Source organism: Shigella sp. FC1544, from assembly GCF_001722145.1.
Taxonomy (GTDB): domain Bacteria; phylum Pseudomonadota; class Gammaproteobacteria; order Enterobacterales; family Enterobacteriaceae; genus Escherichia; species Escherichia coli.
The window spans coordinates 1-7,200 of the sequence record NZ_MECT01000097.1 but is presented as its reverse complement, the minus strand read 5'-3'; the positions used below and the strand labels follow the sequence as shown (position 1 = coordinate 7,200).

Here is a 7,200-nt window from a genome sequence, read left to right as displayed (position 1 = left end):
CCACACTGGAGCGTCTTCTGAGCCTGCTGTCGGCCTTTGAGGTCGTGGTATGGATGACGGATGGCTGGCCGCTGTATGAATCACGCCTGAAGGGAAAGCTGCACGTTATCAGCAAGCGTTACACTCAGCGCATTGAGCGACATAATCTGAATCTGAGACAACATCTGGCAAGGCTGGGACGGAAGTCACTGTCGTTCTCAAAATCGGTGGAGCTGCATGACAAGGTCATCGGGCATTATCTGAACATAAAACACTATCAGTAAGTTGGCAGCATTACCTGCAATTACTGCATTGAATTTCTATCAAGGCGATGTTCCTTCTGTCATGATCCGAATCCAACCGGAAAATATGAGTCCATTCATCATAGATATTTCTACAGGAGAACATGATAATTATATCATACAAACATTAGATGTAGGCACTTTTGCACCTTTTGGTGAACAATGTACTTGCTCAGCCGTCAATAAAAAAGAGCTGGAATGTATTAAGGAGACGATTTCTAAGTATTGCGCAAAGTTCACCCAAAAAGAAGCCATCTTAACAGCCCCTACGCACTTTAATAAAACCTGCATTACTTCAGATTGTTGGCAAATTCTCTTTTTTTCACCCGATCATTTTAATAATGATTTTTATTGATTATTTATAAAGGATAAAATAATGTTCCCTGTTTCATCAATTGGTAATGATATTAGTAGTGATTTAGTCCGTCGAAAAATGAATGACCTTCCTGAAATCCCCATAGAAAATAATCTCGAAGCACTAGCACCAGGTATAGAAAAACTAAAACAGACCTCTATTCAAATGGTCACTTTACTTAACGCGTTACAACCAGGTGGAAAATGCATTATCACTGGTGATTTTCAAAAAGAATTAGCGTACTTACAAAATGTAATTCTTTATAATGACTCGTTTCTTCGTCTGGATTTTTTAGGTTATAACGCCCAAATTATTCAACGATCGGACAATACCTGCGAACTTACCATTAATGAACCGTTAAAAAACCAGGAAATATCTACAGGCAATATCAATGCTAATTGTCCATTGAAAGATATTTACAATGAAATCAGGAGGTTGAACGTAATCTTTAGTTGTGGGACTGGAGATATAGTTGATCTATCCTCTCTGGACTTACGTAATGTCGATTTAGATTATTATGATTTCACAGATAAACATATGGCTAATACTATTCTAAATCCTTTTAAATTGGATTCAACAAATTTTACTAATGCCAACATGTTTCAGGTTAATTTTGTTAGTTCAACACAAAACGCCACAATCTCCTGGGATTATTTACTAAAAATAACGCCTGTTTTAATAAGTATTAGCGATATGTATTCTGAAGAAAAAATCAAGTTTGTCGAAAGTTGTTTAAATGAGCTTGGAGACATTACCGAAGAACAATTAAAAATTATGAGATTTGCAATTATAAAATCTATACCAAGGGCAACTCTTACAGATAAATTAGAAAATGAATTAACAAAAGAAATATATAAAAGCTCATCGAAAATCAACAATTGCTTGAACAGAATTAAATTACCAAAGATGAAAGAATTCTCATCAAAAAAATATATGATTACATCGATATAATCATTGAAGATTATATCTGCTCGTCCCCCAAATTAATTATACTATGGATTTAAACATAGAAGACTCCAGCTCAGAAGAGTTAATACCCTCGAGAAAGACGAAAATTCTTCGGACAATGGCTTTGAAGTCGAAGAATATAACGCATATGAAGCATATAACTCAGAGAATCTATATTTTACCAGAGAGGAATATACGTATAATTACGACCTTTTAAATGCAATATAGACTTAATAACTTCTTACAAAATCTATAATTAATACCGTAGATATTCATTCATCTTACCCTGTGCACCAAAAGCAAAAACTCACTGACGCGGGTTTGAAACTGATGGCAACCGCAAAAATGCCTGATGCGCTACGCTTATCAGGCCTACGCCATCTCTGCAATATATTGAATTTGCGTGCTTTTGTAGGCAGGATAAGGCGTTCACGCCGCATCCGGCATGAATAAAGCGCACTCAACAATCTGAAACCCGCCGGAACGGTTTATTACGTACATCAGGTGAAACTGACCGATAAGCCGCTTTCTTTTGGGTATAGTGTCGTGGACAGTCATTCATCTTTCTGCCCCTCCAAAAGCAAAAACCCGCCGAAGCGGGTTTTTACGTAAATCAGGTGAAACTGACCGATAAGCCGGGTTCTGTCGTGGACAGTCATTCATCTAGGCCAGCAATCGCTCACTGGCTCAAGCAGCCTACCCGGGTTCAGTACGGGCCGTACCTTATGAACCCCTATTTGGCCTTGCTCCGGGTGGAGTTTACCGTGCCACGGACTGTTACCAGCCGCGCGGTGCGCTCTTACCGCACCCTTTCACCCTTACCTGATCCCGCTTGCGCGGGCCATCGGCGGTTTGCTCTCTGTTGCACTGGTCGTGGGTTTCCCCCCCAGGCGTTACCTGGCACCCTGCCCTATGGAGCCCGGACTTTCCTCCCCTCCGCCCGTCTCCCCCGAAGAGGACGACGACGAAGCGGCGACTGTCTGGTCAGCTTCGGCGCGCAGTATAGAGGGTTTGCGCGCCCTTGTCACCCCGCGTTGCGCATTCCAATCGCCAGTGTCGCGGCGATATTACGTGAAGCACGGCAGATATTGTCATAAGCCCCGCGGAATGCTTCGTCCAACGTACCTATGCTGGTCAATACGCTGAAGACCGCATCAATGCCATGCTGATGTACAACGCCAACATCATCGGTCAGGCTACCCGCAATGCCAATCACCGGTTTATGGTACTTCTTCGCCACGTTTGCGACACCAATCGGTACCTTGCCGTGAATACTCTGGCTGTCAATACGCCCTTCACCGGTGATCACCAGCGTACAATCGTGAATATGTTCTTCCAGATTCAGCGTCGTAGTGACGATTTCAATACCACTTTTCAGTTCCGCACCAAGAAACGCCATCAGCGCCGCGCCCATACCGCCCGCAGCTCCTGCGCCGGGGACATCTTTCACATCAACATGCAGCGCTTTTTTAATGACCTCGGCATAGTGAGAGAGGTTATTGTCCAGCTCAACAATCATCGCTTCACTGGCTCCCTTTTGTGGGCCAAAGATGCGCGATGCGCCGTTATCGCCCACCAGCGGATTGGTGACATCACAAGCGACGCGAATGACGCAATCTTTTAAGCGCGGATCGAGGCCGGAAATATCAATATCATTCAGAGTATTAAGACTACCGCCGCCAAAACCAATTTCATTGCCGTTGGCGTCGCATAATTTCGCCCCCAGCGCCTGTACCATGCCTGCGCCGCCATCATTTGTAGCGCTGCCGCCAATGCCGATAATAATGTTTGTCGCACCGCTCTCCAGCGCCTGCAGGATTAACTCGCCTGTGCCGCGTGAAGTGGTCACGAGTGGATCGCGTTTTTCCGCAGGTACCAGCTCCAGCCCACTGGCCGCCGCCATTTCAATAAACGCGGTTTTGCCATCGCCGGAGATCCCCCAACTGGCATCCACTTTCTCGCCCAACGGCCCTGTAACCCAGGCGTGACGTTCGGAACCTTGGGTGGCTGCAATCATCGCTTCCACCGTTCCTTCGCCACCGTCGGCAACCGGAACAGAAACGTACTGTGCATCAGGAAAAATTTTCCGAAATCCTTTTTCTATCGCCTGCGCAACCTCGCTGGCAGATAAACTTTCTTTATAAGAGTCTGGGGCGATTACGATTTTCATACCTATGCCTGTTACCACATGACGCCGGAGGGCGTTTCTCTTATTCGGCGTGGATTCCAGGCCCGGATTGCAATACGCCATCCGGGCACGACGTCATTAACGAGTAACTTCGACTTTCGCCAGTTTTTCGTAGTAGCACGCCAGAGCGCTATGATCCGCCGTTCCTAAACCATCTGCACGCAGTGCCTGCATCATCTCCATAACCGCAGCTGTGAGCGGCAGTTGCGCGCCGACGCCGTGAGAAGTATCCAGCGCATTCGCCAGATCCTTAATATGCAGATCAATGCGGAAGCCCGGCTTGAAGTTGCGGTCCATCACCATCGGCGCTTTGGCATCCAGCACGGTACTGCCCGCCAGCCCACCGCGAATTGCCTGATAAACCAGGTCCGGGTTAACGCCCGCTTTAGTTGCCAGCGTTAACGCTTCTGACATCGCAGCAATATTCAGCGCCACAATGACCTGATTTGCCAGTTTGGTGACGTTACCTGCACCGATTTCCCCGGTATGCACCACGGAACCCGCCATCGCTTTCATCAAATCATAGTATTTGTCGAAAATAGCCTTGTCGCCGCCCACCATCACTGACAGCGTACCGTCGATGGCTTTCGGTTCACCGCCGCTCACCGGAGCATCCAGCATATCAATGCCTTTCGCTTTCAGCGCTTCGCTGATTTCACGGCTTGCCAGCGGTGCGATAGAACTCATATCGATCAATACCGTACCTGGCTTCGCGCCTTCAATAATGCCATTCTCACCCAGCGCCACCTCTTTCACATGAGGGGAGTTTGGCAGCATGGTTATGATGACGTCGCACTGTTCAGCGATCGCTTTAGCCGTAGACGCTGTTTCTGCACCTGCAGCAATCACGTCAGCAATAGCTTCTGGGTTACGGTCAGCAACCACCAGCGAGTAACCTGCTTTCAGAAGGTTTTTACTCATTGGTTTACCCATAATCCCCAGGCCAATAAAACCAACTTTCATAGTCATATCAATCATCTCTCTTGTTGCGGTGGTGGTTATTTTTTAAAGGTATCAGCCAGTTTCTGAGTGGCAGAGCGGAAGACGCCAAGATCGCTGCCGACAGCCACAAACGTCGCGCCCCATTCCAGATAACGACGCGCATCGGCTTCGACCGGCGCGAGAATACCGCTGGGTTTGCCGTGCGCACTGGCACGGTTAAAAATATGCTGAATTGCTTTTTGTACATCCGGATGCGAGGCATTGCCGAGATGGCCCAATGCCGCAGCCAGATCGCTGGGGCCGACGAAGATACCGTCTACACCTTCGGTAGCGGCAATAGCATCGACGTTATCTACGCCCTGCTGACTTTCTATCTGGACCAGAATAGTGATGTTCTTGTTCGACTGAGCGAAATAATCCGCCACGGTGCCAAACATATTGGCGCGGTGAGAAACGGAGACGCCGCGAATGCCTTCCGGCGGGTAACGAGTTGATGCCACCGCCTGCTCTGCTTCCTCTTTTGTTTCTACAAAAGGAATCAGGAAGTTATAGAAACCGATATCCAGAAGACGCTTAATAATTACCGGCTCGTTGGTCGGCACTCGCACTACTGGCGCGCTGGCGCTGCCTTTCAGGGCCATTAACTGCGGAATAAACGTGGAAATATCGTTTGGCGCATGTTCGCCATCCAGCACCAGCCAGTCAAACCCAGCCAAACCAAGAACTTCAGTGCTAATCGGGTTAGAGAGTGCTGACCAGCAACCAATTTGTACCTGTTTCGCAGCCAGTGCGGCTTTGAATTTATTCGGGAAAACATCGTTATTCATCGCTTATACCTTTGCTTATTTCTGCAATTCCATACGTTTAATGTCGCCAACTACGAAGAGGTAGCAGACCATCGCCATCAGCGCTGAACATCCCACGAAAACCAGTGCTGCATTGAAGGAGTGCAGTTCACTTACCAGGTAGCCAATCACCAGTGGAGTGACAATGGAGGCAACATTGCCAAAGACGTTAAAGACGCCGCCACAGAGGCCAACAATCTCTTTCGGCGCGGTGTCAGAAATCACCGGCCAGCCCAGAGCACCAAATCCTTTGCCAAAAAAAGCCAGCGCCATCAGCATGACCACCAGCGTGGTGTTGTTGGTGTAGTTACATAAGATGATGGTGGAAGCCAGCAACATTCCCAGCACAATCGGTAGCTTACGTGCCAGGGTCAGGGATAAACCGCGTTTGATCAGATAATCCGAGAAGACACCTCCCAGCACGCCGCCCGCAAAACCACACAGTGCCGGAATCGAGGCGACCAGACCCACTTTCAGAATCGACATGCCTTTTTCCTGCACCAGATAAATCGGGAACCAGGTGAGGAAGAACCAGGTGATGGTGTTGATAAAATATTGTCCGAAAAATACGCCCAACATCATGCGGTTAGAGAGCAATTGCTTGATGTAATGCAGTTTGGGACCGCTTGCTGCTGCGCTGCCCGGCTTTTTGTGGTCCATATCGACCACCGCGCCATTTTCAGAGATAAACTTCAGCTCTTCCGCAGACATACGTGGGTGATCTGTCGGGTTATGAATCAACTTGATCCACAGCGCCGTCAGCACAAAACCAATCACCCCCATAACGGTGAAGACGTGCTCCCAGCCCCAGGCGAAAGTCAGCCAGCCAAGCAGAGGCGAAAAGAGCGCCAGCGAGAAATATTGCGCCGAGTTAAAGATGGCGGAGGCAGTACCACGTTCTTTCGTCGGGAACCAGGCGGCGACAATACGGGCGTTCGCCGGGAATGATGGCGCTTCCGAGAAGCCGAGCATAAAGCGCATAAAGAACATAGAGATCCCTGCCCAGGCCAGCGGGAACATATCAACAAAGCCTTGCAGGAAGGTGAATAGCGACCAGAAAAAGAGGCTGTAGGTGTAAACTTTTTTCGAGCCAAACTTATCAAGCAGCCAGCCGCCGGGAATTTGCATCAGCAGGTAGGCCCAGCCAAAAGCGGAGAAGATGTAACCCATCGAAACCGCACTTAACTGCAACTCTTTTGCCACTTCGGTACCAGCAATAGACAGCGTTGCACGATCGGCGTAGTTAACGGCGGTAACAATAAAAATAATCAGTAATATTAAATAGCGGGTATGCACGCCTTTCTTTTTTACGTCAACGGTGTCCAGGGTAATGACTCCAACTTACTGATAGTGTTTTATGTTCAGATAATGCCCGATGACCTTGTCATGCAGCTCCACCGATTTTGAGAACGACAGTGACTTCCGTCCCAGCCTTGCCAGATGTTGTCTCAGATTCAGATTATGTCGCTCAATGCGCTGAGTGTAACGCTTGCTGATAACGTGCAGCTTTCCCTTCAGGCGTGATTCATACAGCGGCCAGCCATCCGTCATCCATACCACGACCTCAAAGGCCGACAGCAGGCTCAGAAGACGCTCCAGTGTGGCCAGAGTGCGTTCACCGAAGACGTGCGCCACAACCGT

General features: G+C 48.2%; 5 protein-coding genes, 1 other RNA gene and 3 pseudogenes. 3 read left to right on the top strand and 6 right to left on the bottom strand.

Annotated features, from left to right (window positions below; translation table 11 throughout):
* The 3 genes and pseudogenes from BGK49_RS06855 to BGK49_RS06845 form a co-directional block, all read left to right on the top strand.
* Nucleotides 1–263, top strand: a 263-nt coding sequence (locus tag BGK49_RS06855) for an IS1 family transposase (RefSeq protein ID WP_000317683.1), incomplete at its 5' end; no start/stop codon positions are given.
* A 10-nt stretch (nt 264–273) separates the two neighbouring features.
* A pseudogene (locus BGK49_RS06850) lies at nt 274–636 on the top strand (hypothetical protein); the annotation flags it as partial.
* Nucleotides 637–657: 21 nt separating this feature from the next.
* Nucleotides 658–1,812 (top strand): annotated as a pseudogene (locus tag BGK49_RS06845) (YhaC family protein).
* 387 nt (nt 1,813–2,199) lie between these two features.
* Here BGK49_RS06845 and rnpB read toward each other — a convergent pair.
* From rnpB to BGK49_RS06815, 6 genes and pseudogenes are all read right to left on the bottom strand, one after another.
* Nucleotides 2,200–2,576: RNase P RNA component class A (rnpB, locus tag BGK49_RS06840), an RNA gene on the bottom strand.
* A 32-nt stretch (nt 2,577–2,608) separates the two neighbouring features.
* Nucleotides 2,609–3,754 carry a glycerate 2-kinase gene (gene garK, locus BGK49_RS06835; RefSeq protein WP_005027325.1) on the bottom strand — a complete coding sequence of 382 codons (1,146 nt, stop codon included), beginning with the start codon at nt 3,752–3,754 and terminating at the stop codon, nt 2,609–2,611.
* A 96-nt stretch (nt 3,755–3,850) separates the two neighbouring features.
* Nucleotides 3,851–4,741, bottom strand: coding sequence for a 2-hydroxy-3-oxopropionate reductase (gene garR, locus BGK49_RS06830; RefSeq protein ID WP_001303675.1), 891 nt, complete (start codon nt 4,739–4,741; stop codon nt 3,851–3,853).
* Between the two features lie 29 nt (nt 4,742–4,770).
* Complete coding sequence (garL, locus tag BGK49_RS06825; RefSeq protein ID WP_001058227.1) at nt 4,771–5,541, bottom strand: 2-dehydro-3-deoxyglucarate aldolase; 771 nt, start codon at nt 5,539–5,541, stop codon at nt 4,771–4,773.
* Nucleotides 5,542–5,556: 15 nt separating this feature from the next.
* On the bottom strand, nt 5,557–6,891 hold the full coding sequence (gene garP, locus BGK49_RS06820; protein ID WP_024259659.1) for a galactarate/glucarate/glycerate transporter GarP: 1,335 nt from the start codon (nt 6,889–6,891) through the stop codon (nt 5,557–5,559).
* Between the two features lie 9 nt (nt 6,892–6,900).
* Nucleotides 6,901–7,200 (bottom strand): annotated as a pseudogene (locus tag BGK49_RS06815) (IS1-like element IS1X2 family transposase); the annotation flags it as partial.